The organism is Pseudomonas sp. CAU 1711 (genome assembly GCF_039888625.1).
GTDB lineage: Bacteria > Pseudomonadota > Gammaproteobacteria > Pseudomonadales > Pseudomonadaceae > Aquipseudomonas.
In genome coordinates this window covers 40,220-65,172 of record NZ_JBDQQT010000015.1, presented here as the reverse complement: position 1 = coordinate 65,172, position 24,953 = coordinate 40,220, and the positions used below count along the sequence as shown (strand labels likewise).

Here is a 24,953-nt window from a genome sequence, read left to right as displayed (position 1 = left end):
AGTGTATGAGGCAGCATAACGCAAACCGGATAGATAGCTTTCTAACAAAAATAAATCATTTAAAAACAACAGGTTAATCTTTGTAAAAGCCGATCGCGGGTTGCCACGAGCGGCCTATTCCCCTAGGGTAGATAACCATGTGGCCCCAGATAGCACCCATCAGCTCGCTCCTGAGCGGCGTCGCTCTGCTCCTACTCGGCAACGGCCTGCTCAATACTCTGCTGACGCTCAAGGGCGCGGCGGAGGGTTACTCGACGACCCTGCTCGGCTTGATCATGTCCGGCTACTTCGTCGGCTTCTTCCTCGGCATCTGGGTGGGCGCTCCGCTGATCAAGCGGGTCGGCCATATCCGCGCCTTCGCCTTCTGCTGCGCCCTCGCCGCCATCTCCGCCCTGCTCCATGCGCTGATCGCACAACCCTGGGTCTGGGTGCTGCTGCGGGTGCTCTACGGCATCGCCCTGATCAGCCTGTACATGGTCATCGAGAGCTGGCTCAACGCCCGCGCCACCAGCGCCAATCGCGGCAAGATCTTCGCCCTGTACATGGCGGTCAACCTCGGCGCCCTGGCCCTCGGCCAGCAGCTGCTGCGCCTCGATCCCTCGCTCGGCTTCGCCCTGTTCGCCGTGGCCACCATCGCCATCATCGCCGCGCTGATGCCGGTGACCCTGACCCGTCAGCTGCAGCCCAGCCTGCCGGAGGCGCCCAGCTCGAACCTGCGCCAGATCGCCGCCGTGGCGCCGCTGGCGCTGGCCGCCTCGGGCCTGTCCGGCCTGGCCCTGAGCGGCTTCTGGGGCATGGCGCCGGTGTATGCCAGCCTGATCGGCTTCGACACCGGCCAGGTCGGCCTGCTGATGACCGCCACCATCCTCGGCGGCGCCCTGCTGCAATGGCCGATCGGGCGCTTCTCCGACCGCCACGACCGGCGCAAGGTGCTGCTCTGGGTGGTGCTGCTGGCGGTGCTCGGCGCCCTCGGCATGGCCGCCCTGCCGCCGGGGTACGGGTTGGTCGCGCTGTTCTTCTTCTGGGGCGGGCTGTCCTTCGCCATCTACCCGCTGGGCGTGGCGCAGCTGATCGACCAGCTGCACCCGGACGAGATACTCGCCGGCTCCGGCAGCCTGCTGCTGGTCAACGGCATCGGCGCCGCCTGCGGCCCGCTGCTGGTCGGCATGCTGATGCAACAGTTCGGCGCCGTGGCCCTGCCACTGTACTTCGCCGCGACCCTGGCCCTGCTGGCCGGCTACACCCTCTACCGCCTGCGGCATGTCAGCGATCTGGTCAGCGAACCGCCGGCGCATTTCATGCCGATGCTGCGCACCAGCCCCACTGTGCTCGAGCTGATGCCCGACACGCCGCCACAGGAGAACACCGAAACCGCGTCCGAATGACGTCCGAGGCTGCTTCGGCAAGGCCCCGAGCCTATCCCAAGCAGCCAGAACCGCCCTGCGGGGCCATTCTGGAGAACCATCCCCTATGCTGCTCGCCACCGACCTGGACGGAACCTTCCTCGCCGGCGATCCCGAAGATCGTCTGAACCTGTATCAGACCATCGCCGCCCACCCGGAAATTCGCCTGGCCTATGTCACCGGGCGCAGTCTGGAGGCCGTGCTGCCGCTGCTCGCCGACCCGACCCTGCCGCAACCCGACTACATCATCGCCGACGTCGGCGCCAGCCTCTACGACGGCCAGACCCTGCAGCCGCTGCAGCCGCTGCAGGCGCGCATCGACCAGCGCTGGCCGGGCGAATCGCAGGTGGCCCAGGCCCTGGCCGGTTTCGCCGACCTGCAGCGCCAGGACGTGCCGCAGGCGCGCCGCTGCTCCTATTTCTGCAGTCCCGAGCGCGCCGCCGACCCGGCCCTGCGCGAGGCCGCCGAGGCGCTGGACTGCGACCTGCTGTACTCCGCCGACCTGTACCTGGACTTCCTCCCGCGCGGGGTGAACAAGGGCAGCAGCCTGCGCGCCCTGGCCGACTGGCTGGAACTGGAGCACGACCAGGTGCTGGCCGCCGGCGACACCCTCAACGATCTGTCGATGCTCAGCAGCAGCTTCAAGGGCGTCTGCGTCGGCGACTCCGAGCCGGCCCTGCTGGAGGCCACGCGCCAGCACTCGCGCACCCTGCACGCCAGCCGTCCGGGCTGCGGCGGCATCCTCCAGGCCTTCGTCCACTTCGGCTTCCTCGGCGAACAGGGCATCGCCGCCGAGCGCCGTCAGGCCACCGAGCCGGGCAAGGCCGAACTGGTCATGGTCTACCATCGCCTGCCCTACGAGGAACACCGCGTCGACGGCAAGCTGCAGCGGCGCCGGCCCAGCTCGCCGAACGGCATCATCCCCACCCTGCTGAGCTTCTTCGCCGACGGCCGCAAGGGCTCGTGGATCGCCTGGGCGGTGCACGAGGAAGGCGACGGCACCTTCGACAGCCACACCACGGTGGACGCCGAGCGCTACCCGCAACTGACCGCCGCGCGCCTGGCGCTGAGCAAGGCACAGGTCGACGTGTTCTACAAGCGCTTCTCCAAGGAAGCCTTCTGGCCGACCCTGCACACCTTCTGGGAGCGCGCCAGCTTCAACGAGGACGACTGGCAGGTGTTCTGCGAGGTCAACCGCGCCTTCGCCGAGCGCACCGCGCGCGAGGCCGCCGCGGGCGCGCTGGTGTGGCTGCACGACTACAACCTGTGGATGGTGCCGGCCTACCTGCGCGAGCTGCGCCCGGACCTGCGCATCGCCTTCTTCCACCACACCTACTTCCCCTCGGCGGACGTGTTCAACGTGCTGCCCTGGCGCCGGCAGATCGTCGGCAGCCTGCTGCAGTGCGACTACATCGGCTTCCATATCCCGCGCCAGGTGGAGAACTTCGTCGACGTGGCGCGTGGCGTGTTCCCGCTCCAGACCCTGACCCGACAGAACTGCGCACCGCGCTTCGTCACCTATGGCTGCGCGGTGGGCCTGGAGCGCATGACCACCGCGCTCGACACCGGCAGCCGCACCGTCCGCCTCGGCGCCCATCCGGTCGGCCTGGATATCGAGCGCGTCCGCAGTGCCCTGGAGGCCCCGAAGATCAAGGAGATGATGCAGCGCCTGCGCGAGGAACTGAAGGGCGTGCGCCTGATCCTCTCGGTGGAACGCCTCGACTACACCAAGGGCATCCTGGAGAAGCTCAACGCCTACGAGCGCCTGCTGGCGGAGAACCCCGAGCTGCACGGCAAGGTCACCCTGGTCACGGTGTGCGTGCCGGCGGCCAAGGAGATGACCATCTACGACGAGCTACAGAGCCAGATCGAGCAGGCCGTGGGGCGCATCAACGGGCGCTTCGCCCGCCTGGGCTGGACGCCGCTGCAGTTCTTCTTCCGCAGCCTGCCGTTCGAGGAAGTCAGCGCCTGGTACGCCATGGCCGACGTCATGTGGATCACCCCGCTGCGCGACGGCCTCAACCTGGTGGCCAAGGAATTCGTCGCCGCCCAGGGCCTGCTCGGCGGCAGCGGCGTGCTGGTGCTCTCCGAGTTCGCCGGCGCGGCGGCCGAGCTCAAGGGTGCCCTGCTGACCAACCCGCACGACCCGGTGGACCTGGCGCAGACCTGCTACCTGGCGCTCAACCTGCCCAAGAGCGAGGCGCAGGCACGCATGCGCGAGCTGTTCGACATCGTCTGCTTCAACGACATCCGCCGCTGGGGCGACGACTTCCTCGCCGCGGCCGGTCCGCAGCAGGACGCGACCGCGACACAGGCCTGCGCCGGTTAGAGCGCAGGCGAGTCGCCCACACAGTTGACCATCCAGGCCACGCCGAAGCGGTCGGTGAGCATGGCGAAGCCCTCGGCCCAGAAGGTGCGCTGCAGCTCCATCTGCACCGAGCCCTGGGCCGACAGCGCCCGGTACAGGCGCTCGGCCTGGGCCATGTCCTCGGCCTGGATGGAGATATGGCAGCCCTTGACGCCCTCATGGGCATCGCCCGGCATGCAGTCCGAGCCCATCAGCAGCTCGCCGCCGACATCCAGGCAGGCGTGCATGGTGCGCTCGCGGTGCTCCGGCGCCACATCGCCACAGGCCGGGCTGTCGGCGAAAGACATCAGCTGCAGCTCGCCACCCAGCGCCTGCTGGTAGAAGCGGAAGGCCTCGGCGCAACAGCCATCGAAGATCAGGTAGGCATGGATTTTCATCGCTGCTCTCTCCTTATTCGACGGCGATCTGGGCGCGCAGGCGTGCTTCCTGCTCGCGCAGCTCGGGAGTGAACTCCTCGCCGAAGTCCTCGGCCGAGAAGATCTGGCGAATCTCGATCTCCGAGTCACCCGGCATCGGGTTGGGGCAGCGCTTGACCCAGTCGATGCACTCGGCCAGCGAGGCCACTTCCCAGATCCAGAAGCCGGCGATCAGCTCCTTGGTCTCGGCGAAGGGACCATCGACCACCGTGCGCCGGTTGCCGGAGAACTGCACACGCACGCCACGGCTGCTCGGGTGCAGACCCTCGCCGGCCTTCATGATGCCGGCCGCGACCAGCTCCTCGTTGTATCGCCCCATGGCCGCCAGCAGCTCCTCGCTAGGCATCACGCCGTTCTCGGAGTCCTGGGTGGCCTTGACTATCACCATGAATCGCATTGTCTTTCTCCTTGTTCGACGCCCACCACCACGGCGGGTCTGTCCATTGGTCGAACGACAGTGAAGCAGATCGACAGGAGAGCGAAAGTTTTTTTGACCTAGCCGTCAGAAGACGCTGGGCCTGCGTCTTCACAACCGCGCCCGATACTCGCCCGGCGTGCTGTCGAACCAGCGGCGGAAGGCACGGAAGAAGTTGCTGGGGTCGGCGAAGCCGAGCAGGTAGGCGATCTCCAGCAGCGGCAGGTTGGCCTGCGCCAGATACTGCTCGGCCAGCTCGCGGCGGGTGTCGTCGAGCAGTTGCTGATAGCTGGTGCCCTCCTCCTGCAAACGCCGCTGCAGGGTGCGCTCGGACAGCAGCAGCGCCTGGGCCACCGCCTCGCGCTTGGGCTCGCCCTGGGGCAGCAGCCGGCACAGCACCTGACGCACCTGATGGGTCACCCGGCTGCCGGAGAAACGCGCCAGATACTCGCCGGCGAAGCGGTCGTGCAGCTGCGCCAGCTCCTCGTTGGCCGAGGGCAGCGGCGCCATCAGGTCGGCCCGCGCGTAGAGCAGCGAATAATGCTCGGCGTTGAACTTCAGCGGCGCCTGGAAGACTTCCTGGTAGGGGCGCGGATCGGCCGGAGGCGGGCACTGGAAGCTGACCCGCAGCGGCGTGATAGGTTTGCCGGTGAGCCAGCGGCAGAAGGCCTGCGAATAGGCCAGCGAGGCCTCGGAGCTCTGCCGCGCCGGCGGCAGGCGATCGCCGTGGATGGCCTGGATCAGCTCGATGCCCTCAGGCAACGGGCGCAGGCTGAGGTCCGAGCCCTCGGCGATGATGCGCTGGTAGCGCACCAGACGATTGAAGCCCTCCAGCAGGTTGCGACTGGACATCAGCGCGTAGCCGACCACATGGAAGGACGAGGGCCTCACCACCTGGGCCATGTTCAGGCCGATGGCCGGATTGCCCGAGGCCTCCACCGCCAGGTGCCAGAGACGGGTCATGGCGTCCTGCGGGAAGCGCGCATCCGCATCGCCGAGGGCGGCGTAGTCCAGGCCCAGGCGGGCGAACAGCGCCCGACAGTCGACGCCGCCGAGTTCCAGGGCCTGGACAATGGCCTGGGCCCAACTGGAGGAAGTGGTTCGTTCGCTCATCATTCTTCTTATGGATTGGCCAACGGGGTCTGGCGCCACGAGGATACTAAACTGGCACTCTATGTCACTGGCCGTCGGAGACAGCTCGCCTAGACTGCGGCCAACAATGACAGGAGGTACGCCATGAGCGCCGAAACCACCGAACGCTTCAGCAGCTTCGCCGAGTTCTACCCCTACTACCTGCAGGAACACAGCAACGACGTGTGCCGCCGCCTGCACTACGTCGGCAGCCTGCTGGTACTCGGCATCCTCGCCTACGCCCTGCTCAGCCAGCAGTGGCTGTGGCTGCTGGCCCTGCCCTTCGCCGGCTATGGCTTCGCCTGGGTTGGCCACTTCGCCTTCGAGAAGAACAAGCCGGCCACCTTCAAGTACCCCCTGTACAGCTTCATGGGCGACTGGGTGATGCTCAAGGACGCCCTCACCGGACGCATCCGCTTCTGAGGCCGCGCAGGGCGGAAAACTCGACGCGCCAAGTGGCGCCATCATGACCGTCTAGTCACTTCATCGACCCCACCGCTCGGCGGCCAGGCTTGGCCAGCGGGCGGTGGCTGGCTATGATCCCTCACCCGCCATGCCTTGGCGCAGGTCTTGCAGACCGCTTAGACGCTCGGTAGAAGCGCCGGAAAATCAACAGGGATCGCTCCATCGATGAAGTCCAATCTCCAGGAAAGCCCCAGGGCGCAGCCTGCCCCCCTGCTGCGCGAATACTATTCGCGGGTACTGGCCTATATAGCGCCGGCCGCGGCCATCGCCGCCGGCACCTACAGCCTGCATTTCGGCTACGACATCCTGTGGATGGTGCCCTACGCCCTGCTCTACCCGCACCTGGCGCATCACTTGGGCAACCGTTTCAAGTTCGACTACCCGCAGCAGACCCGCCTGAGCCTGCTGTTCCTCGATGCCCTGCACGCCGGCGCCGCCGCCGTGCTGATGGGCTTCTCGGCGGTGCCGACGCTGATGTTCCTGCTCACCCTGTGCTTCAGCGCGCTGATCGCCGGCGGCCTGCGCCAGATGGGCATGGCGGCGCTGGTGGCGACGGCCAGCATGGCGCTGAGCACCGCCCTGCTGCGCCCGGAGCTGAACCCCGATACCCCGACCCTGGTGGCCGCCACCAGCATCCTGCTGACCACCCTGTACGTCTGCATCACCGCCTACTTCGTGCACGAGCAGGGCATGCGCCTGACCCAGGCGCGCAGCGAGATCAAGCGCGAGCAGGAGAAGGCCGCGCGGCTGGCGCGCAACCTGGCCAAGTACCTGTCGCCACAGGTCTGGGAGATGATCTTCAAGGGCAAGAAGCACGTGCGCCTGGAGACCCAGCGCAAGAAGCTCACCGTGTTCTTCTCCGACATCAAGGGCTTCACCGAGTTGTCCGAGGAGCTGGAGGCCGAGCAGCTCACCGACCTGCTCAACAACTACCTCAACGAGATGTCGAAGATCGCCCTCAAGTATGGCGGCACCATCGACAAGTTCGTCGGCGACAGCGTGCTGGTGTTCTTCGGCGACCCCAGCAGCCAGGGCGCCAAGAAGGACGCACTGAACGCCGTGTCGATGGCCATCGCCATGCGCAAGCACATGAAGGTGCTGCGCCAGCAGTGGCGCGCCCAGGGCATCACCAAGCCGCTGGAGATCCGCATGGGGCTCAACACCGGCTACTGCACCGTGGGCAACTTCGGCGCCGACACACGCATGGACTACACCATCATTGGCCGCGAGGTGAACCTGGCCAGCCGCCTGGAGAGTTCGGCCGAGGCCGGCGAGATTCTCATCTCCCACGAGGCCTACTCACTGGTCAAGGACCTGATCATGTGCCGCGACAAGGGCCAAATCACGGTCAAGGGCTTCAGCCGCCCGGTGCAGATCTACCAGGTGGTGGACCACCGCCGCGACCTCGGCGCCCGCTCCAGCTACGTCGAGCACGAACTGCCGGGCTTCTCCATGTATCTGGACACCAACGGCATCCAGAACTTCGACAAGGAGAAGGTCATCCTGGCCCTCAGTCAGGCCGCCGACAAGCTGCGCGACAAGGTGATCCTGTAGTACCAAGAGCCCCCGCGAAGCCTAATGCTGTTCACTTAAGAAAGCGCCGCGATTTCTTTACAGAGTCGCGGCGTTTCTCTGGCTTGGCCAGCAGCGAAGGACACTGCGCAATACCATGACCTGGATGTCGCGGCGTCTTGAGAGCGCGCCCCTCTCCCAGAGGGAGAGGGAGAACAACAGCCGCGGTGCCGACTTAATCAAAGTTCGGCCGAGTGCGATGTCGCTAAGTGAACAGCATTACCCGCGAGGCGGCTTTTTCGTCCTCAGGCCCGCGCCGGCTGCCAGTCGTGCTCGGCCAGCGTCTCGCCGTCCAGCAGCGGCTGGCTGCACAGGAACTCCAGCGCCGAGGCACGCCAGGACTGACGCATGGCCTGCTCGGCGCAGGCCTGCCGATCCAAACGCAGGGCCGCCCGGCAGGCCAGCCCCAGGTCCTCGTCCATCACCCCGGTGACTCCCGCCTGCAGCACATCCAACGGTCCCGCCACCGGGAAGGCCGCCACCGGCGTACCACAGGCCAGGGCTTCGAGCATCACCAGGCCATAGGTATCGGTGCGCGAGGGAAACACCAGCACGCTGGCGCCGGCGAACTGCGCGGCCAGTGCCTCGCCCTGGAGGAAACCGAGGAAGCGCGCCTGCGGATAGTCGCGTTCCAGCTCGGCGCGTTCGGGGCCGTCGCCGACCAGGCGCTTCTCGCCCGACAGGTCGAGGTCGAGGAAGGCACGCAGGTTCTTCTCCGCCGCCAGGCGGCCGACGTAGAGGAAAACCGGCTGGCCCTCCTCGCGCGGGCGCGGCTGGAACAATGCGCTGTCCACACCCTTGCGCCACAGGCTCAGGCGCTGCAGGCCGTGGCCTGCGAACTCCTGGCGCAGGCGCTCGGTGCTCACCAGCACGGCCTGGCTGGGCCGATGGAAGCGGCGCAGGAAGGCGTAGCCCCAGTTCAGCGGAATCCGCGGCCAACGGGCATGCACATATTCGGGGAAGCGCGTGTGGATGGCGCTGGAGAAGGCCAGCCCGCGCCGCTTCAGCCAGCGCCGCGCGGCCCAGCCCAGCGGGCCCTCGGTGGCCAGGTGCACGCAGTCCGGGCGGAACTCGCGGATCGCCGGGCCGACCCTCCACAGGTCCCAGGCCAGCGGAATCTCCGGGTAGCTGGGACACGGCAGGTGGCGAAAGTCCTGCGGCGACAGCACCTTGACCAGATGGCCGAGCTCGCGCAATTCGGCCACCAGCGCGCGCAGGCTGGTGACCACGCCGTTGACCTGCGGCTGCCAGGCATCGCTGACGATGAGAATCCTCATGCCGCCTGCTCGAGCGGCGCCGGCTCTACCGCCAGGCCTTGATCCTCGGCCAGGCGGTAGAGCTGGATGCTGCCGTCCAGGTGCTCGATAAGCGCCGTGCAGGATTCCACCCAGTCGCCGCAGTTGAGGTATTCCACGCCGCCTACCCGGCGAATCTCGGCATGGTGGATATGCCCGCAGACCACGCCGTCGAGGCCGCGCTTGACGCACTCGTGGGCGATGGCCTCCTCGAAGTCGCTGATGAAGTTCACCGCCGTCTTGACCTTGTGCTTGAGGTAGGCCGACAGCGACCAGTAGCCGTAGCCCCAGCGCTCGCGCCAGTGGTTGAGCCAGCGGTTGAGGGTCAGGGTCAGCTCGTAGGCCGAGTCGCCGAGGAAGGCCAGCCACCTGTGGTAGCGGGTGATCACGTCGAACTGGTCGCCGTGGATCACCAGCAGGCGGCGGCCGTCGGCGGTCTCGTGCAGCGCCTCGTCGACCAGTTGGATATTGCCTAGCACCAGGCTGGAGTAACGCCGCAGAAACTCGTCGTGGTTGCCGGTGACGTAGATCACCTCGGTGCCGCGCTTGCTCATGGTCAGCAGGCGGCGGATCACGTTGGTATGGGCCTGCGGCCAATAGATGCCGCCCTTGAGCTTCCAGCCGTCGATGATGTCGCCGACCAGGTAGATGCGATCGGCCTGGTAGCGCTTGAGGAAGGCGGCCAGGCGTTCGGCCTGGCAATCGCGGGTTCCGAGGTGCACATCGGAAATCCACAGGGTACGGACATGCTGCTTGCGGCTGGGCTTGCTGCGCTCGGCGATGCTCATGGGCGGCCTCCGGCTGGGTTTGCCCAAGGGTGCGAGGCGGCGGTTAAGCGACCATGACATTCGCGCGACGACTCGATGACAATCGCCGGCGCCGATGGCGGTGTACACTGACCGTTCGATCAGGAGCCCGCCATGTATCCGCTGCTATCCCTGCGCCACTACCATCACGATCAGATCGCCCACAGCCACGATCACGCCCAGCTGGTGTTCGGTCTGTCCGGCCAACTCGACTTCGAGGTGGCCGGGCATGGCTGCCAGGTCGCCAGCATGAGCCTGGCCGTGGTGCCGGCGGCGACCCACCACGCCTGTGCCAGCCCGGCGGGCAGCCGCTGCCTGGTGCTCGACGTGCCGCAGGAGGACTGGCTGCGTGAACGCCTGGGCCACCATGCCGATGCCGGCCGCCGCCTGCTGGGCACCCCGGGACGCGTGCAACTCAGCCAGGCCCAGGGCCGCCTGGTGGAGTGGCTGGCGGCCAGCCCGATCGACGATACGGTGATCGCCCAGCAGGGCGCGGCGCTGCTGCTGGCCAGCCTGAGCGGCGCCCCCGCCCTGGCGAGCGACGGCCTGCCCCTGGCGCGCCTCGATGCCTTCATCGACCGCCACTGCGCGCACCCGCTGCAGGTGGCCGACCTGGCGCGCCTGTGCGAACTGTCGCCGGCGCGCTTCCACGCCCGCTTCCTCGCCGAGACCGGGCGCACGCCGATGGAACATGTGCGCCGCCGGCGCCTGCAGCTGGGCCGCCACTGGCTGCTGCACAGCCGCCTGGCGGTGGGCGAGATCGCCGCGCGGGTCGGTTACGGTTCGCAGAGCGCCTTCACCGCCGCCCTGCTGCGCGAATTCGGCGTTACCCCGCGCCAGCTACGCCGCGAGTTGCGCGACAAACCGCGCGAGTAGCGCGACAGACGCGAGCAGCGACGGGCACCTAGACTCTGCCGAACACTCAGGAGCCCGCGATATGCAGACCATCGAATGGCAGGACTTCGAGCGCGTGGAGCTGCGCGTCGGCACCCTGCTCAGCGCCCGCCCCAACGCCAAGGCGATCAAGCCGGCCTACGTGCTGGAAGTGGACCTCGGCGAGTTCGGCGTGAAGACCTCCAGCGCCCAGCTCACCGCCCACTACGATGCCGCCGGGCTGGTCGGCCGCCAGGTGCTCTGCGTGTGCAACTTCGCCGCCAAGCGGATTGCCGGCGTGCGCTCGGAAGTGCTGGTCACCGGCGTCTACGACCAAGACGGCAAGGTGGTGCTGGCCAGCTTCGACCGGCCCTTGCCCAATGGCGCCCGCCTGGCCTGAGCCCGGCGCACGCGAAACCATCGGCCCTACTCACCCGGAATCACCATGCAACATCGCACCGCCCTCTTCGCCCTGCATCTGGCCGCCCTGTTCTTCGGCCTGTCCGGCATCTTCGGCAAGCTGGCCCTGGCCGCGCCCATGGTCATAGTGTTCGGCCGCGCCCTGTTCGCCGTGCTGGCCCTGCTGCCGCTGACCCGCTTCGGCGAGCGGCCGGCGGCCATCGGCTGGCAGCGCCGCCTGGCCCTGATCGGCGCCGGCCTGCTGCTGGGCGGGCACTGGTGGGCATTCTTCCTCGCCGTGAAGGTGTCCGGCGTGGCGGTGGCCACCCTGGGCTTCGCCAGCTTCCCGGCCTTCACCGTGCTGCTGGAGGGTCTGCTGTTCCGCGAGCGGGTGCGCTCGGTCGAATGGGCCGTGGTGGCGTTGGTCAGCCTCGGCCTGGTGCTGGTCACCCCAGACTTCGACCTGGGCAGCGACGTCACCCAGGGGCTGGCCTGGGCGGTCTTTTCCGGGCTGCTGTTCGCCATGGTCTCGGTCTCCAACCGGGCCACCACGGTCGGGGTCAAGCCGGCCCAGGCGGCGCTCTGGCAGAGCCTGGCGATACTGGTGGCCAGCCTGCCGCTGGCCTGGGACGCGCTGCCCACGGTGCGTGCCCTGGACTGGCTGTGGATCGCCCTGCTCGGCCTGTTCTGCACGGCCATGGCGCACAGCCTGTTCGTCGCCAGCCTGCGCGTGCTCAACGCGCGCAGCGCCTCGGTGGTATTCGCCCTGGAGCCGGTCTACGGCATCCTCTTCGCCTGGTGGTTGTTCAACGAGCAGCCGAGCCTGCGCATGCTGTGCGGCGGCGCGCTGATCCTGCTGGCCACCCTGGTGTCGGCACGCCTGAACAAGCACACGGTCAGCGTCGAGGCCATTGCCTAGCGATCGTTGTGGCCGAGGTCACGCCCCGGATCGATCAGGTCGCGCAGGCGCTGCTTGAGCACCTTGGCCTCTGGGAAACCGCCATCGGCCTTGCGCTCCCACAGCTGCACGCCATCGCAGGTGATGCGGAACACTCCGCCAGTGCCCGGCTGCAGGCAGACCATGCCCAGCTCGTCGGCAAAGGTGCTGAGCAGTTCCTGGGCCAGCCAGGCGGCGCGCAGCAGCCATTGGCACTGGGTGCAGTAGGTGATCACCACTTCGGGCTTGCCGCTCATGCTCGGACTCCTGGACGCATCGGGCGTGCATCATAACGCGCAGAAAGGACGACGCCGCGGGTTTGCCGCGGCGCCCTCCTCCCCGCCCTTGTTCTTACCGTCTCGACTCAGGCGATCTTGGCCAGCAGTTCGCGGGCACGCTCGCGCTGTTGCGCGTCGCCCACGCTGACCAGTTCGTTGAGGATGTCGCAGGCGCTTCCGATGTCGCCCTGTTCGATATAGGCCAGCGCCATATTCAGCTTGACCAGATGCTCGCGGCTTCCGGCCAGGTGATCCAGGTCGCTGTCCAGCGGATTGGCCTGGGTCGGCTGCGGGTTGGAGCGACCGACCGGCTCGCGGGAGAAGGCGTCGACGAACTCCTCGACCAACACCTCCTCGTGGGGATGGGGAAGATCGGCGAAGGACTCCAGCATCTCCTTGTCCGCGTCCACCTCCTGCACCTCCGGCAATTGCTCCAGGTCGGAGCTGAACGCGGGTTCGACTCCCTCTTCCTGCGCGCGCTTGATGCGGGCCGGCTGTTCCGGCTGGAAGACATTGGCCAGGTCCCAGTCGGCATCCAGCGACAGATCGTCGAGATTGAGCTGGAACTCCTCCTGCAGCGGCGGCTCGGGTTCCGGCTCGTCCAATTGCAGTACCGCGTCGGCCAGCGCATCCTCCTGCGGGCGTTGCAGCCCGGAGTAGCGCGCGCGGATCTGGTCCAACTGGGCATGGCTGGCGCCCATCTCGCGCAGCTCACGCTCCAGTTCGAAGAAGGCGGCGGCCTCACCCTGCTCGCCGCACACCTCGTACAGACGCAGGCGCAGGTCCAGCCGCTCCGGCTGCTGCCCCAGCGCCTTGCGCAGCACATTGGCGGCATCGGCGAAGCGACCGTAGGCGATGTAGATGTTGGCCTCCTCCAGAGGGTCCGCCGCGCCGGCCGGCTGACGCTCTGGGGCCGGTCGCACCACGGCAGCGGGCGCTATCTCGACTTCGCTCTCGGACTCGAGTTCGGGCTCGGGCTCGGCAGATGCCTGCGCCTGGGAGATGATCCTCACCTCGGACCTCGGCTCGGGCAGCGGTGTCGAGCGGCGCAACACTTCGGCCTCGCGCGGCACCACGCGGCGGCGCGAGAACAGCACGGCAGCGAGCAGCAGGGTCAAAACCAGCAGGCCTCCGAGCAGCCAGAGTCCCCAGTCGCTCCGCGCTTCGGCGGGCGCCGCCGCGGCTTTCTGCTGGCGGGGCTCGGTACTCGCCAGCGGAGCGCTGTCGAGCGGGCGTCGCTGCAGATCGGCGCGAATCTGCTGCAGCTGGCGATCCTTCTCGGCCATCTGCGCCTGCAACTGGGCCAACTGGCTCTGCAGATCGCCCAGGGCGCTCTGCAACTCGCGGTTCTGCGCATTGGCCTCGGCCAGCTCGGCATCGACCCGGCGCTGCTGCGCCTCGATCTGTGCGGCGGCAGGCTCCTGCGCACTCGCCTGGGCGACGGGCTCGAGCGCTGCGCCGCCGCTCTCGACCGCCGCTGCGGGCTGCGGCGTGGCGGCCAGGGCCGAGTCCGGCAGCAGCAGCTCCACGCCGGCGCGCAACCTATTGGGGTCGCCGCCGGCGAAGGCCTGCGGATTGAGGGCGTGGATATCGGCCATCAGTGCTTCCCGGCCGGCAGCGCTGCCGCCGGCCTGCAGCTGCCCGGCTATGCGCCACAGGCTGTCGCCAGTCTGCACCCGGTAGCGCTCGCCCCGCTTGGCCACTGGCTGCGGCCTGGCCGGGGCCTGGCGCGGCGGCGCAACCGCACGCGCCGGTTCGGCAGAGGTTCTGGGGCTGAAGGCGGCGGAACCCGGCGGGTCGATCAGCACCGTGTACTCGCGCAACAGGCTGCCGCCCGGGCGTGCCACCTCGACGATGAAGTTCAGGTAGGGTTCGCGCACCGGCTTACCGGAAGTCACCCGGATCAGGCCGCGGCCGCCCTGCAGCAGCGGGGTGAAACGCAGATCGTTGAGAAAATAGAAGCGCTCCACGCCGGAGCGGGTGAAGTCCTCGGCCGAAGCCAGCCGCACCTTGATCTCGTCGGTCTCCAGGTCGCCGATCTGCAGCAGCTCTATATCGGCATCCAGCGGTTGATTGAGAGCCGAATGCAGGCTGATCTCGCCCAGGCCCAGAGCGGGCACCAGGCCCGAGTAGAAGGCCGACCCCGAGGCCAGGGTCAGTAGCAGTTGGCGCATGCGAGCCATGAATCCTCCCGGCACGACCTGTCCGCGTCTCCCTATCCCCAGCGGATCTGGCGTGTGGTGTGGAACTCTGCGGGGGTGCCGTCCCTAGCGCCCCGAAAGCCCGCGCGGCATCTGGAACGCGCGACGGGTATAGGTTCAGCGTAAGAAAGGCTCAGGGCGAACGCCAATCGGGGGTTATGCCAAATCGAGATAGGGAAGGCTCGAAACTCAGCTAACGGGTTGATCAGCTTCTGACCAGATTGGCCAGGATGCGTGCGTGGATGTCCTGGCACAGGCGCTGCTCTTCCTCGCTGACGCCGGCGAACAGCTCCTTGCGCAGCTGCAGGGCGATGCTCTCGATCCGTTCGATCAGCGGGCGCGCCTTGGCGGTCAGCAGCACCTTCTTGGCCCGGCGATCCTCCGGCACGGCGATGCGCTGCACCAGCTCCTGGCTCTCCAGCCCATCGAGCAGCCGGGCCAGAGTCGGGCCTTCGACGCCGACCGTCTGCGCCAACTCGCGCTGGGTCGGCGGCTCCTTGAGCAGGGCCAGGTGCAGCAGCACCAGCCAGCGTGCCTGGGACAACCCCAGGCCGGACAGGCGTCGATCGAGCTCGGCACGCCAGGCCCGGGAAAGCTGGGCCAGCTGCATGCCGAAACTGTGGTGGGCGAAGTTATGCATAGTGGATTCCCGACTGGTCCTTGCCATTGCCCGCATCCCCTGGATTCATGGCGGACAGCAGAAAAACCTAATTATTAGTCGACTAACCATAACTCCGTACAAGCGCCAAGCCAACCCCGAATCACCACTTGACGTACTGGTCCTCGACGAAGCCCCAGAGGCTGTCGATCGCCACCGGGGCCCTGCCCGGCGGGCGCAGGGTGCCACGGAAGCGGCCGAACACCTGCTTGAAGTTGCTGGCCAGCAGGCCCAGGTCGAGTCGCTCGCGGTGCAGCCCGTAGCCCTGGAACTCCAGCTCCACCTGGCCGTCGCCGGAGAGGATGCGCCAGGGCTGCAGAGGGTCGTCGCGGTCGAACTGGAAATGCACGCCGGCGACCGGCAGCAGCTCGTCGTCCAGCCAGTAGCAGTTCTCGCTGAAGCTGGTCTCGTTGACCCCACAGGACAGGTTCAGGCCGACCCGCACACCGGCCACCTCGCCGGACAGGCAGGCCCAGTTCCAATGGGTTTCCGGGCGCATGTAGCCGGCCGACCAGTCGTGATGCGCGAAAGCGTTCAGGGCCTGCAGGTCGAAGTCGCCCAGTTCGCTGCGCACGCTGCCCCGGCAGCGCACACCGGCCACCTTCTGCGCATAGACCCAGCCGTTGACCGCGGTCGGCGTGCAGATACACATGGGCTGGAAGCCGGTCTCGGAGAAGCTCGCCTCGATCCGCGTGCCGTCGTCCAGCTCCACCAGCAGGCGCTTGTCCGGTCCGGCATTGTCCAGGCGTAGCAGGTTGGCGCCGCTGCGCAGCTCGCAGACGCCGTCGTTCGGTCGCTCGGAGAAGGCGCAGCCCAGCCCCAGCGGGCGCTTGAACTGGCGTTCGATCATGCGCCCGCTGGACGGATGGAACAGGTAGACGAAACCGGCCGTGAGCAGGCTGATGTCGGCCAGGGCGCAGCCGCCGATCAGCTCCTCGCTGACCAGGCCGAAATACTGGAACTGGTGAAAGCGCCGCCACTTGGCCAGGGCGCCGAGACGCCTGCCCATGGGCGAGCGAAAGTCGAAGTCGCGCCAGTTCACCTGCCCCGGCGCGTCGGGGAAGATGCCGTAATGGGGTTGGCCATTGGCCTGGATCAGTCGTTCCATGAGGGTCGCCGGCAGAGAGAAGCGCCGATGCTAGCAGCCACCCATGGGCCCGTGAGGGACTATTCGCGCCAGCGCCTGTGGCGCTTCAGGTCACCACCTGATTGCGGCCGAAGGCCTTGGCCTCGTACAGCGCGCGGTCGGCGTGGGCACACAGGGCGAGCGGATCCTGCTCGGCCTGCGGCTGCTGGCAGGCGATGCCGATGGACATGGTCAGCACCGGCGCCGTGGTCGAACCGGCGTGCTCGATGCCCGCCTCCCGCAGCGCGCGGCACAGGGCCTCGGCGTGCTGGCGTGCCTCGGCCGCGCCGATGTCGTAGAGCAGCACGGCAAATTCCTCGCCGCCCAGGCGCACGGCCATGTCCAGCGGGCGCCGCGCGCCCTGCCTGAGCACCTCGCCGACGCGCTGCAGGGCCTGGTCGCCGGCCTGGTGGCCGTAGCGGTCGTTGTAGGCCTTGAAGTGGTCGATATCGCACAGCAGCAGGGCCAGGCCGCGCCCCTCGCGCTGCGCCTGGCGCCATAGGCGCGGCAGCTCGCGGTCGAAACTGCGCCGGTTATGCAGCCCGGTCAGGCTGTCCTGATGGGCCAAGAGCCCCATCAGCCGGCCGATCAGGAACTGCTCGCGCGACTTGTGTTCCAGCAGGTAGCAGCCGAACGCGCCGATCAGGTTGCCGCTGACCAGGAACAGCAGATTGTTGAACAGGCGCTCCGGCGCCAGGCCACCCAGCCATTCGATCAGGGCGTAGCCGAGCAGCACCAGCAGAGACACACCGGTGGCCTCGGCCAGACGCAGGCCGACCAGGAAATAGCCGGCGATACACACCAGCAGCAGGCCCTCGTAGGGGAAGAAGTCGTTCTGCTGACGGCCCAGGGCGATGATGACCGACGTCCCCAGGCCCATGGCACCGATGCAGAGCATGCTCAGCGGGGTGGAGAGTCGCGCATGCCGGAAGATGTAGCGGGCGCAGCCCAGCAGCAGCAGAGCCACGCCCAGGCGGATCGCCAGCAGGGCCAGCAGCAGCGGCCCCTGGATCATCCAGACGTCGGCGCCGATGAAGCTCAGCCAGGCGCACAGGGCGAAGACCAGCGCCACCCGGCGCAGTTCGAGGCTCTCCCGTTGCAGATGGGCGCGGTATTCGCCCTCCATTACGGGAGAGAAACGCAGACGGCGAAAACCCCGAACCAGTTGCTCGGCATAGGGGTTGGAGCGCACTTCGGCCAGCCAGTCGGGATATGAGGGCACCGAAACCTCGCGGATGAATAGGGTGACGCCACCCTAGCCTTTCGAGAAGCGCGTCACAAGTTTGTCGCCAATAATTTGCCGCAAATTCTCGTTATTACCGCGTTACAGCTCGAACTCCGCCTGCAACGCCGCACGCACGCAGTGCAGCACGCCTTCCGGGACCTGGCCAGAGAACCGCTCGGCCACCGCCACCACCGGCGGCAGTTCGCCCTCGCCGTCGAGAAAGGCATCCTGGATCTCGCCGAGCAGCTCCTCGGGCAGGTCCAGCGCCTGCTCCAGCGACAGTTGCTGGCGGCCGATGGCCTCGGCCAGCAGGTTGTACACGCTCTTCTCGCCGCAGTTCAGCTGGCTGGCGATCTGCGCCGGGGTCATGCCGGCGCGGGCCAGGCTGACCAGTTCATGGCGCAGGTCGGTGACCGCCTTGGGCGCCTCGACGGACTCGCCGCCGGCCAGCACGGCGAGGAAGGCCTCGCCGTAGCGCTCCAGCTTGCGCGCGCCGACGCCGCTGACCCGGGCCATCTCGGCCAGGTTGCGTGGCTGGCTGCGCAGCATCTCCAGCAGGGTCGAGTCGGGGAAGATGACGTAGGGCGGCACGCCGTGCTCCTCGGCCAGCTTGCGCCGCAGGGCACGCAGGGCCTCCCACTGCTCGCGCTCCTCGCCCCGCACCAGCTGGCTGGCGCTGCTGCCGCTGGCCTTGGCCGCCTGCTGCGGCTTGAGGTCACGGCGCAGTTCCAGGCCGACCTCGCCGCGCAGCAGCGGGCGGCAGGCATCGGTCAGGCGCAGGCCCCCGTAGCCGTCCAGGTCGACGTCGGCCAGGCCGCGCGCCACCAGCTGGCGGAACAGGGTGCGCCAGTCGCCCTCGGACAACGCCTTGCCCATGCCGAACACGGCCAGGTGCTGGTGGCCGGCGGCGCGGATCTTGTCGTTCTCGCGGCCCAGCAGGATGTCCACCAGATGGCCGACGCCATAGCGCTGGCCGCTGCGGTACACGGCCGACAGGGCCTGACGCGCCGCCTCGGTGGCATCCCAGGTCTGCACCCCGTCGATGCAGATGTCGCAGTGGCCGCAGGGCTTGGCCAGTTCCTCGTCGAAGTAGGCCAGCAGCGCCTGGCGACGGCAGCGCGTCTCCTCGCACAGGGCCAGCATGGCGTCGAGCTTGTGCTGCTCGATGCGCTTGTGCCGCTCGTCGCCCTCGGACCCTGCGAGCATCTGCTTGAGGAAGATCACGTCCTGCAGGCCGTAGGCCATCCAGGCATCCGCCGGCAGGCCGTCACGGCCGGCGCGACCGGTCTCCTGGTAATAGGCCTCCAGGCTCTTGGGCAGATCCATATGGCAGACGAAGCGCACGTTGGGCTTGTCGATGCCCATGCCGAAGGCGATGGTCGCCACCATGATCAGTCCCTCCTCGTTGAGGAAGCGCTTCTGGTGGTAACCGCGCAGGTCGCTGGACAGCCCGGCGTGGTAGGGCAGCGCCGGGTAGCCCTGGGCACTGAGGAACTCGGCCACCTCCTCCACCTTCTTGCGCGACAGGCAGTAGACGATGCCGGCATCACCCTTGCGCGCGGCGAGGAAGGCCAGCAGCTGCTTGCGCGGCTGATCCTTGGGCTGGATGCGGTAGAAGATGTTCGGCCGGTCGAAGCTGGAGAGGAAGCGCTCGGCGCCCTGCAGATGCAGGCGCTGGACGATCTCCTCGCGGGTGCGCATGTCCGCCGTGGCGGTCAGGGCGATGCGCGGCACACCGGGGAACAGCTCGGCCAGCTGGCCCAGCTGCAGGTATTCCGGGCGGAAGTCGTGGCCCCACTGCGATACGCAGTGGGCCTCGTCGATGGCGAACAGGGCCAGCTGCGGCAGGCGCTGCAGGAAGTCCAGCATGCGCGGCTGCACCAGGCGCTCGGGGGCCAGGTAGAGGAACTTGATCTCGCTGCGGCGGATGCGTTCGGCGATCTCGCGCTGCTCGTCGGCGTTCAGGGTGGAGTTGAGCGCCACGGCGGCCACGCCCAATTCGTCGAGGGTGGCGACCTGATCCTCCATCAGCGCGATCAGCGGCGAGACGATCACCGCCAGGCCGCCCCGCAGCAGGCCGGGCACCTGATAGCACAGCGACTTGCCGCCGCCGGTGGGCATCAGCACCAGGGCATCGCCGCCACTTGCCACGCGCTCGACTATCGCCGCCTGCTGGCCACGGAAGGCGTCGTAACCGAAGACATCTTTGAGAATGCGCAGGGCGTCGGACATGGGCGGCAGGATCATCCACAGGCTGAAGAAGCGAGCCGCGCAGTATACGCGAGCCTGCCCGGGGCCTGACCATCGCCTGTCGGCCCTCGCCCATTTATGGGAAAGGAGAATCCACTCGTCCTCTCCCGCAGGCGGGAGAGGGGAAGATCCATGCCCCGCCGACCGTGCTTTTGCCGGCTCGGGCGGCTAGAATCCGCCTGTTCACTCACTCCAAGGTAGTCCACGATGTCCTTCGCCGAGCAACTGTCCCGCCTGCAAGCCTTCCTCGATGCCGACGACCTGCACGAAGAGGCGCTGGACTACATGGCCAGCCATGGCTACCTGACCGCCCTGGCCATCTGCCCCGAGCCGATCCCGGAGCGCGAGTGGATCGACGCCCTGTTCGCCGAGCCGCCGCATTACCGCAGTGACATCGAGCGCGAGGAAGTGGAGATCACCCTGCAACTGCTCAAGGGCCACATCGCCCGCCAGCTGGCCAGCGACGACGAGCCCGAGCTGGCCTGCGAGCTGGACCTGGGCGACGAGCCGGACGAGTCCGACCTGCGCTGCTGGTGCATCGGCTTCATGGAAGGCGTGTTCCTGCGCGAGGCGGTGTGGTTCGAGAACGCCGAGGACGAGGTCAGCGAGCTGCTGCTGCCGATCATGGTCGCCTCCGGTCTGTTCGACGAGCAGCCGGAATTCGCCGAGATCGCCCGCGACCGCCACCTGGTCGACAGCATGATCGAGCAGATTCCGGAAGTGCTCACCGCCCTGTTCCTGCTGTTCCAGGCACCGGAAGAAAAACCCGCCCTGCTCAAGCCCCGCCACCACTAAGGCGCGCCCATGGCGCACGCCGATATCCGCGAGAGTCGCCACCGCGGCGTGCGCTATGCGCTGCTGGCGCTCGGCTGGCTGAGCGTGGTGCTGGGCGTGATCGGCATCTTCGTCCCGGTGCTGCCGACCACGCCCTTCCTGCTCCTGGCCGCCGCCTGCTTCGTACGCAGCTCCAAGCGCTTCTACCGCTGGCTGGTCGAGCATCCCAGGCTCGGCCCCTGGATTCGCGACTACCTCGAGGGCAACGGCATCCCGCTCAAGGGCAAGGTCTACGCCCTCGGCCTGATGTGGGCCAGCATCGGCCTGTCCTGCTACCTGGTGCCGCTGCCCTGGGCACGCGCCTTCATGCTCACCAGCGCGGTGCTGGTCAGCGCCTACATCCTGCGCCAGAAGACCCTGCCCGAGCGCTGAGCCGCAGCCGGCAAACCACGGGACCAGCACCTACACTTTCTGCACTTTCCGCGGAGAGCGCCTTCATGCAGCCTGGGTCGAGCCCACAGGGACGAGTCTTGCGCCGGCCGGCGGGCCAAGTGCTGCTCGGCGCCCTGCTCGGCCTCTGCCTGGCCCTGGCTGCACGCGCCAACTGGGACTTCCAGCTGATCATCGGCAAGGCCGAACAGCGCTATGGCAACCTCGGCGTGGCCAAGGGCCGCATCGAGGCCTGGGACGAGCTGATCCGCGCCAGCGGCAACCTCCCGGAGAAGGACAAGCTGACGGCGGTCAACCGCTTCTTCAACCGCCAGATCCGCTTCGTCGACGACATTCGCAACTGGCGCCTGAACGACTACTGGGCGACGCCGGTCGAGTCGCTGGTCAAGGGCGCCGGCGACTGCGAGGACTACTCCATCGCCAAGTACTTCACCCTGCGCCGCCTCGGCGTGCCCAGCGACAAGCTGCGCATCACCTACGTCAAGGCCCTGCAGTACAACCAGGCACACATGGTGCTGACCTACTACTCCAGCCCCACCGCCGACCCGCTGGTGCTGGACAACCTGATCGGCGAGATCCGCCCGGCCTCCCAGCGCCGCGATCTGCTGCCGGTCTATGCCTTCAACGCCGAGGGGCTCTACCTGCCGGGCCAGGTCGGCAAGAAGAGCGATACCAAGAAACTGTCGCGCTGGCAGGATCTGCTGAAGAAGATGCGGGCCGAAGGCTTCGACATCGGAGAGGGTTGAGCTATGTCCCTGTTGAAACAGCTGTTTCTCGCCATCTGCCTGTTCCTCGTGGTGGCCTTCACCGGCAGCTTCATCGCCAGCGTGGAGACCTCGCGCGAACAGCTGCTCAGTCAACTGCGCTCGCATGCCCAGGACGCCGCCACCGCACTGGGGCTATCGATGACGCCGCACGTGGACGACCCGACGATGATCGAGCTGATGGTCAGCTCCATCTTCGACAGCGGCTACTTCGCCACCATCCGCGTGGTGCGCATCCCCGGCGAGGAAGTGATAGTCGAGCGGCGCACCACCACCACCTCGGACAAGGTGCCGGCCTGGTTCGTCGACCTGGTCCACCTCGACCCGCAGGGCGGCGACGCGCTGATCATGCGCGGCTGGGAACAGGCGGCGCGGGTCGAGGTGCTCAGCCACCCGCAGTTCGCCCTGGCCAAGCTGTGGGACAGCGCCATCGGCATCCTGCTGTGGCTGCTGTTGTGCGGGGTGATCAGCGCCATCCTCGGCGGCTGGCTGTTGCGCACCCAGCTGCGCCCGCTGGACAAGATGGTGCAGCAGGCCCAGGCCATCACCCGCCGCGAGTTCCTCACCCTGCCCCGCGTGCCGCGCACACCCGAACTCAAGCGCGTGGTGCTGGCCATGAACCAGATGGTGGACAAGCTCAAGCAGCTGTTCGCCGAGGAGGCGGCGCGCAGCGAGAAGCTGCGTGCGGAGGCCTACCAGGACAACCTCACCGGCCTGGCCAACCGCCGCCTGTTCGATATCAAGCTGGCCAACCAGCTGGCGATCACCGAGCAGAACGCCGAGGGCTACCTGATGCTGCTGCGGGTCAACGACCTCGGCGGCCTCAACCAGCGCCTCGGCGGGCAGCAGACCGACGCGCTGATCCAGGCCGTCGGCGATATTCTCAAGCGCCTGCTGGAGCAGCGCGGCAAGCCGGAATGGCTGGCCTCGCGCAGCCGTGGCGGCGAATTCACCCTGCTCGCCCCGGGCCTTGCCGGCGAGGACGCCGAGCGCCTGGCCCAGGCCCTGAGTGAGGGCCTGGAGAGCCTGCAGCAGACCGGCGCCAGCGACTGCACCCCGGTGGCCCACCTGGGCATCGCCGCCTTCAGGCCCGGCGAGGAAGTGGCCAATGTCATCGGCCGCGCCGACCAGGCCCTGGCCCAGGCGCAGAGCAACCCCAGCCAGCCCTGGGAACGCCTGGACGACTTCGACGCCCTGCCCGGCCATGACCAGCACGACTGGCGCACCTGGATCGACGAGGCGCTGCTGCAGGGCAAGCTGCAGCTGTACTTCCAGCCGGTGGCGAGCTGCGCCGACACCACCCGGATCCTCCACCGCAAGGTGCTGGCGCGCCTGCTCGATCCCCAGGGCGAGGCCGTGGCCGCCGGCCGCTTCCTGCCCTGGATCGAACGCCTGGGCTGGGCCGCGCGCTTCGACCTGGCCATGCTCGAACACAGCCTGGCGCATCTGGACCAGCACCCCCAGCCGCTGGCCCTGAGCCTGTCCGCCGCCACCCTGCGCGACGCCGGCAGCCTCGGCAGGCTGCTGAGCCTGCTCAGGGAGCATCCGCAGCAGGGCCGCCTGATGACCCTGGAGCTGGACGAGCGCTACCTGCCGCCGCCGGCCGAGCTGGAGAGGCTCAGTCAGCGGGTGCGCGAGGCCGGCTACCAGCTGGGCCTGCAGCACTTCGGCGGACGCTTCAGCCTGATCGGCAACCTGACCCACCTCGGCCTGGCCTACCTGAAGATCGACGGCAGCTACATCCACGCCATCGACCGGGAAGAGGACAAGCGGGTGTTCATCGAGGCGATCTTCCGTGCCACCAACAGCATCGACCTACCGCTGATCGCCGAGATGGTGGAGACCGAGGGCGAGCTGCGGGTGCTCCGAGAGCTGGGCATCCACGCCGCCATGGGCCGCCTGCTCGGCGCGCCGGCACCCTGGCAGGGCTGATTCGGCAGGAGCGAGCCCTGCTCACGAACAGCGACGGCGCAAGAACCTCGCGAGCAGAGGGCTCGGCGCCCTCCGGCGCCTAGGAAAAACGGCGCCGCGTCGGAGCCGACTCGACCTAGCGGAACAGACTGGCGACCCCGAGCAGCTCCGCGCCGTTCTCGGCGCTGGCCGCCACCGCCTCGATCAGCGGCGTCAGGGCGAAGCCCTGCTGCGCCAGCCAGGCATCGTCGTAGTAGCTGGTGGCGTAGCGCTCGCCGCCGTCGCAGAGAATGGCCACCACCGAGCCACGCTCGCCGGCCTGCACCATCCGCCGCGCCACCAGCAGCGCGCCGACCAGATTGGTGCCGCTGCTGGCGCCGACCCGCCGGTTGAGACGCCGGGCCAGGTAGTGCATGGCCGCCAGCGACAGGGCATCCGGCACCTGGCAGGCGGCGTCCAGCACCTGCGCCATGAACGAGGGCTCGACCCGCGGCCGGCCGATGCCCTCGATGCGCGAGCCGCAGTCCAGGGTCAGGCCGCGGTCGCCGCTGACATAGCTGGCGTAGAACACCGAACGCTCGGCATCGGCGCACAGCACCCGCGTGGCGTGCTGGCGGTAGCGCACGTAGCGGCCCAGGGTGGCCAGGGTGCCGCCAGTACCGGGGCTGGAGACCAGCCAGCTCGGCTCGGGATGCGGCTCGTGGCGCATCTGCTGGAAGATCGACTCGGCGATGTTGTTGTTGGCCCGCCAGTCGGTGGCCCGCTCGGCATAGGTGAACTGATCCATGAAATGGCCGCCGCTCTCGTCGGCCAGACGCCGGGACTCGGCATGGATGCGCGTGGGGTCCTCGACCAGGTGGGTCTGGCCGCCGTAGAAGGCGATCTGCGCCAGCTTCTCCCTGGCCGTGGAGGCCGGCACCACGGCGATGAAGGGCAGGCCCAGCAGGCGGGCGAAATAGGCTTCGGAGATGGCGGTGGAGCCGCTGGAGGCCTCGATCACCGGCGCCCCGGGCCTGAGCCAGCCGTTGCACAGGGCATAGAGGAACAGCGAACGGGCCAGGCGATGCTTGAGGCTGCCGGTGGGGTGGCTGGACTCGTCCTTGAAGTACAGTTCGACCCCCGGCAGGCCCGGCAGCGCCAGGGGAATCAGGTGGGTATCGGCGCTGCGCTGGAAGTCCGCTTCGATGATGTGCATCGCCTGGCGGGTCCACTGGCGTATATCGGTCATGTGCAAGT

The 24,953-nt window shown here is 68.0% G+C and carries 23 protein-coding genes; 11 read left to right on the top strand and 12 right to left on the bottom strand.

What is annotated here, in order from left to right; all coding sequences use genetic code 11:
• Window positions 1-137 precede the first annotated feature (137 nt).
• Window positions 138-1,385, top strand: coding sequence for an MFS transporter (locus tag AAFN46_RS16875; protein WP_347809860.1), 1,248 nt, complete (start codon window positions 138-140; stop codon window positions 1,383-1,385).
• Window positions 1,386-1,470: 85 nt separating this feature from the next.
• Window positions 1,471-3,732: a glucosylglycerol-phosphate synthase gene (ggpS, locus tag AAFN46_RS16870; protein WP_347809859.1), complete on the top strand. Its 2,262-nt coding sequence runs from the start codon at window positions 1,471-1,473 to the stop codon at window positions 3,730-3,732.
• Here the strand turns inward: ggpS and AAFN46_RS16865 are convergent.
• The 3 genes from AAFN46_RS16865 to AAFN46_RS16855 all read right to left on the bottom strand — a co-directional run bounded on the left by AAFN46_RS16865 (window position 3,729) and on the right by AAFN46_RS16855 (window position 5,715).
• A complete protein-coding gene (locus AAFN46_RS16865) occupies window positions 3,729-4,148 on the bottom strand; it encodes a VOC family protein (protein ID WP_347809858.1) in 420 nt (139 codons plus the stop codon). The genes ggpS and AAFN46_RS16865 overlap by 4 nt on opposite strands.
• A gap of 13 nt (window positions 4,149-4,161) precedes the next feature.
• Window positions 4,162-4,584 carry a YciI family protein gene (locus AAFN46_RS16860; RefSeq protein WP_347809857.1) on the bottom strand — a complete coding sequence of 141 codons (423 nt, stop codon included), beginning with the start codon at window positions 4,582-4,584 and terminating at the stop codon, window positions 4,162-4,164.
• Between the two features lie 129 nt (window positions 4,585-4,713).
• A complete protein-coding gene (locus AAFN46_RS16855; protein ID WP_347809856.1) occupies window positions 4,714-5,715 on the bottom strand; it encodes an AraC family transcriptional regulator in 1,002 nt (333 codons plus the stop codon).
• A gap of 123 nt (window positions 5,716-5,838) precedes the next feature.
• Between AAFN46_RS16855 and AAFN46_RS16850 the strand changes: the two genes are divergently transcribed.
• Together AAFN46_RS16850 and AAFN46_RS16845 are read left to right on the top strand one after the other, a co-directional pair.
• The gene (locus AAFN46_RS16850) at window positions 5,839-6,156 is read left to right on the top strand and encodes an Mpo1-like protein (RefSeq protein WP_347809855.1); all 318 of its coding nucleotides are present in this window, start codon (window positions 5,839-5,841) and stop codon (window positions 6,154-6,156) included.
• Between the two features lie 207 nt (window positions 6,157-6,363).
• The gene (locus AAFN46_RS16845; protein ID WP_347809854.1) at window positions 6,364-7,752 is read left to right on the top strand and encodes an adenylate/guanylate cyclase domain-containing protein; all 1,389 of its coding nucleotides are present in this window, start codon (window positions 6,364-6,366) and stop codon (window positions 7,750-7,752) included.
• A 263-nt stretch (window positions 7,753-8,015) separates the two neighbouring features.
• Here the strand turns inward: AAFN46_RS16845 and AAFN46_RS16840 are convergent, their stop codons facing one another.
• Both AAFN46_RS16840 and AAFN46_RS16835 read right to left on the bottom strand, forming a co-directional pair.
• Window positions 8,016-9,047, bottom strand: coding sequence for a glycosyltransferase family 1 protein (locus AAFN46_RS16840; protein WP_347809853.1), 1,032 nt, complete (start codon window positions 9,045-9,047; stop codon window positions 8,016-8,018).
• Window positions 9,044-9,853, bottom strand: coding sequence for a UDP-2,3-diacylglucosamine diphosphatase (locus AAFN46_RS16835; protein WP_347809852.1), 810 nt, complete (start codon window positions 9,851-9,853; stop codon window positions 9,044-9,046). The genes AAFN46_RS16840 and AAFN46_RS16835 overlap by 4 nt, the downstream gene beginning before the upstream one ends.
• A 132-nt stretch (window positions 9,854-9,985) precedes the next feature.
• On the opposite strand from AAFN46_RS16835, the gene AAFN46_RS16830 reads away from it, so the two are divergent.
• The 3 genes from AAFN46_RS16830 (at window position 9,986) to AAFN46_RS16820 (ending at window position 12,062) form a co-directional block, all read left to right on the top strand.
• Window positions 9,986-10,747: an AraC family transcriptional regulator gene (locus tag AAFN46_RS16830; RefSeq protein WP_347809851.1), complete on the top strand. Its 762-nt coding sequence runs from the start codon at window positions 9,986-9,988 to the stop codon at window positions 10,745-10,747.
• Between the two features lie 61 nt (window positions 10,748-10,808).
• Complete coding sequence (locus tag AAFN46_RS16825) at window positions 10,809-11,144, top strand: tRNA-binding protein (RefSeq protein WP_347809850.1); 336 nt, start codon at window positions 10,809-10,811, stop codon at window positions 11,142-11,144.
• A gap of 45 nt (window positions 11,145-11,189) precedes the next feature.
• Window positions 11,190-12,062 carry a DMT family transporter gene (locus AAFN46_RS16820; protein WP_347809849.1) on the top strand — a complete coding sequence of 291 codons (873 nt, stop codon included), beginning with the start codon at window positions 11,190-11,192 and terminating at the stop codon, window positions 12,060-12,062.
• Here AAFN46_RS16820 and AAFN46_RS16815 read toward each other — a convergent pair.
• The 6 genes from AAFN46_RS16815 to recQ form a co-directional block, all read right to left on the bottom strand.
• The gene (locus AAFN46_RS16815) at window positions 12,059-12,337 is read right to left on the bottom strand and encodes a SelT/SelW/SelH family protein (RefSeq protein ID WP_347809848.1); all 279 of its coding nucleotides are present in this window, start codon (window positions 12,335-12,337) and stop codon (window positions 12,059-12,061) included. The genes AAFN46_RS16820 and AAFN46_RS16815 overlap by 4 nt on opposite strands.
• A 107-nt stretch (window positions 12,338-12,444) precedes the next feature.
• The gene (locus AAFN46_RS16810) at window positions 12,445-14,541 is read right to left on the bottom strand and encodes a FimV/HubP family polar landmark protein (protein WP_347809847.1); all 2,097 of its coding nucleotides are present in this window, start codon (window positions 14,539-14,541) and stop codon (window positions 12,445-12,447) included.
• Window positions 14,542-14,764: 223 nt separating this feature from the next.
• Complete coding sequence (locus tag AAFN46_RS16805; RefSeq protein ID WP_347809846.1) at window positions 14,765-15,199, bottom strand: MarR family transcriptional regulator; 435 nt, start codon at window positions 15,197-15,199, stop codon at window positions 14,765-14,767.
• Window positions 15,200-15,320: 121 nt separating this feature from the next.
• The gene (locus AAFN46_RS16800) at window positions 15,321-16,325 is read right to left on the bottom strand and encodes a DUF2804 domain-containing protein (protein WP_347809845.1); all 1,005 of its coding nucleotides are present in this window, start codon (window positions 16,323-16,325) and stop codon (window positions 15,321-15,323) included.
• An 85-nt stretch (window positions 16,326-16,410) separates the two neighbouring features.
• The gene (locus tag AAFN46_RS16795; protein ID WP_347809844.1) at window positions 16,411-17,565 is read right to left on the bottom strand and encodes a GGDEF domain-containing protein; all 1,155 of its coding nucleotides are present in this window, start codon (window positions 17,563-17,565) and stop codon (window positions 16,411-16,413) included.
• Window positions 17,566-17,667: 102 nt separating this feature from the next.
• Window positions 17,668-19,800 (bottom strand): DNA helicase RecQ, encoded by a 2,133-nt coding sequence (gene recQ, locus AAFN46_RS16790; protein WP_347809843.1) that lies wholly within the window; start codon window positions 19,798-19,800, stop codon window positions 17,668-17,670.
• Between the two features lie 225 nt (window positions 19,801-20,025).
• Here recQ and AAFN46_RS16785 point away from each other — a divergent pair, with 225 nt between their 5' ends.
• From AAFN46_RS16785 to lapD, 4 genes are all read left to right on the top strand, one after another.
• Window positions 20,026-20,613, top strand: coding sequence for a YecA family protein (locus AAFN46_RS16785; protein WP_347809842.1), 588 nt, complete (start codon window positions 20,026-20,028; stop codon window positions 20,611-20,613).
• 9 nt (window positions 20,614-20,622) lie between these two features.
• Window positions 20,623-21,024, top strand: coding sequence for a YbaN family protein (locus tag AAFN46_RS16780; protein WP_347809841.1), 402 nt, complete (start codon window positions 20,623-20,625; stop codon window positions 21,022-21,024).
• A 65-nt stretch (window positions 21,025-21,089) separates the two neighbouring features.
• Window positions 21,090-21,788, top strand: coding sequence for a cysteine protease LapG (gene lapG / locus AAFN46_RS16775; protein ID WP_347809840.1), 699 nt, complete (start codon window positions 21,090-21,092; stop codon window positions 21,786-21,788).
• A gap of 3 nt (window positions 21,789-21,791) precedes the next feature.
• On the top strand, window positions 21,792-23,738 hold the full coding sequence (gene lapD, locus AAFN46_RS16770) for a cyclic di-GMP receptor LapD (protein ID WP_347809839.1): 1,947 nt from the start codon (window positions 21,792-21,794) through the stop codon (window positions 23,736-23,738).
• Window positions 23,739-23,853: 115 nt separating this feature from the next.
• Here lapD and AAFN46_RS16765 read toward each other — a convergent pair whose 3' ends face one another.
• Window positions 23,854-24,945, bottom strand: a complete 1,092-nt coding sequence (locus AAFN46_RS16765) for a PLP-dependent cysteine synthase family protein (RefSeq protein WP_347809838.1) — start codon at window positions 24,943-24,945, stop codon at window positions 23,854-23,856.
• Window positions 24,946-24,953: the final 8 nt, after the last annotated feature.

Bases quoted from the DNA above. Each gene is read 5' to 3' on its own strand.
- AAFN46_RS16875 (WP_347809860.1), top strand. From the start codon at position 138: ATGTGGCCCCAGATAGCACCCATCAGCTCGCTCCTGAGCGGCGTCGCT.
- ggpS (WP_347809859.1), top strand. From the start codon at position 1,471: ATGCTGCTCGCCACCGACCTGGACGGAACCTTCCTCGCCGGCGATCCC.
- AAFN46_RS16865 (WP_347809858.1), bottom strand. From the start codon at position 4,148: ATGAAAATCCATGCCTACCTGATCTTCGATGGCTGTTGCGCCGAGGCC.
- AAFN46_RS16860 (WP_347809857.1), bottom strand. From the start codon at position 4,584: ATGCGATTCATGGTGATAGTCAAGGCCACCCAGGACTCCGAGAACGGC.
- AAFN46_RS16855 (WP_347809856.1), bottom strand. From the start codon at position 5,715: ATGAGCGAACGAACCACTTCCTCCAGTTGGGCCCAGGCCATTGTCCAG.
- AAFN46_RS16850 (WP_347809855.1), top strand. From the start codon at position 5,839: ATGAGCGCCGAAACCACCGAACGCTTCAGCAGCTTCGCCGAGTTCTAC.
- AAFN46_RS16845 (WP_347809854.1), top strand. From the start codon at position 6,364: ATGAAGTCCAATCTCCAGGAAAGCCCCAGGGCGCAGCCTGCCCCCCTG.
- AAFN46_RS16840 (WP_347809853.1), bottom strand. From the start codon at position 9,047: ATGAGGATTCTCATCGTCAGCGATGCCTGGCAGCCGCAGGTCAACGGC.
- AAFN46_RS16835 (WP_347809852.1), bottom strand. From the start codon at position 9,853: ATGAGCATCGCCGAGCGCAGCAAGCCCAGCCGCAAGCAGCATGTCCGT.
- AAFN46_RS16830 (WP_347809851.1), top strand. From the start codon at position 9,986: ATGTATCCGCTGCTATCCCTGCGCCACTACCATCACGATCAGATCGCC.
- AAFN46_RS16825 (WP_347809850.1), top strand. From the start codon at position 10,809: ATGCAGACCATCGAATGGCAGGACTTCGAGCGCGTGGAGCTGCGCGTC.
- AAFN46_RS16820 (WP_347809849.1), top strand. From the start codon at position 11,190: ATGCAACATCGCACCGCCCTCTTCGCCCTGCATCTGGCCGCCCTGTTC.
- AAFN46_RS16815 (WP_347809848.1), bottom strand. From the start codon at position 12,337: ATGAGCGGCAAGCCCGAAGTGGTGATCACCTACTGCACCCAGTGCCAA.
- AAFN46_RS16810 (WP_347809847.1), bottom strand. From the start codon at position 14,541: ATGGCTCGCATGCGCCAACTGCTACTGACCCTGGCCTCGGGGTCGGCC.
- AAFN46_RS16805 (WP_347809846.1), bottom strand. From the start codon at position 15,199: ATGCATAACTTCGCCCACCACAGTTTCGGCATGCAGCTGGCCCAGCTT.
- AAFN46_RS16800 (WP_347809845.1), bottom strand. From the start codon at position 16,325: ATGGAACGACTGATCCAGGCCAATGGCCAACCCCATTACGGCATCTTC.
- recQ (WP_347809843.1), bottom strand. From the start codon at position 19,800: ATGTCCGACGCCCTGCGCATTCTCAAAGATGTCTTCGGTTACGACGCC.
- AAFN46_RS16785 (WP_347809842.1), top strand. From the start codon at position 20,026: ATGTCCTTCGCCGAGCAACTGTCCCGCCTGCAAGCCTTCCTCGATGCC.
- AAFN46_RS16780 (WP_347809841.1), top strand. From the start codon at position 20,623: ATGGCGCACGCCGATATCCGCGAGAGTCGCCACCGCGGCGTGCGCTAT.
- lapG (WP_347809840.1), top strand. From the start codon at position 21,090: ATGCAGCCTGGGTCGAGCCCACAGGGACGAGTCTTGCGCCGGCCGGCG.
- lapD (WP_347809839.1), top strand. From the start codon at position 21,792: ATGTCCCTGTTGAAACAGCTGTTTCTCGCCATCTGCCTGTTCCTCGTG.
- AAFN46_RS16765 (WP_347809838.1), bottom strand. From the start codon at position 24,945: ATGACCGATATACGCCAGTGGACCCGCCAGGCGATGCACATCATCGAA.